The organism is Desulfovibrio sp. OH1186_COT-070, assembly GCF_003860215.1.
Lineage (GTDB): Bacteria > Desulfobacterota > Desulfovibrionia > Desulfovibrionales > Desulfovibrionaceae > Desulfovibrio.
The window spans coordinates 1-323 of the sequence record NZ_RQYH01000252.1 but is presented as its reverse complement, the minus strand read 5'-3'; the positions used below and the strand labels follow the sequence as shown (position 1 = coordinate 323).

Below are 323 nucleotides of genomic sequence, written 5' to 3'. Positions count from 1 at the left end.
TTCCACTGCTTTGCATATACCTCGATAGCTTCTCAATCATTGTGTTTGTGTGGCTTTTTAACTTTTCTTTCAGCCTTTGATATTCTTCATCACTTAGATTGACATTTTGAAATTCTCCATAGGTTTTTGAATTTGGAGGTGGGGGACTTTCTTCTCCTCTCCCCTTATCTATACTACCCTTATCTAACCTATCCTTACCTATCCTATCCTGTGTATCCAAATCGGATACATTTTGGATACAGATACGCTCCGTTTTCTCATAAACATTGCTATTACTGATGTTTAGATAGCTTTTTTCGTCTTTATAGATTGTCCCCTTGTAC

1 pseudogene is annotated in these 323 nt (G+C 36.8%); it reads right to left on the bottom strand.

The annotated features are described in order from the left end of the window. Positions 1-323 (bottom strand): annotated as a pseudogene (locus EII23_RS13290) (replisome organizer); the annotation flags it as partial.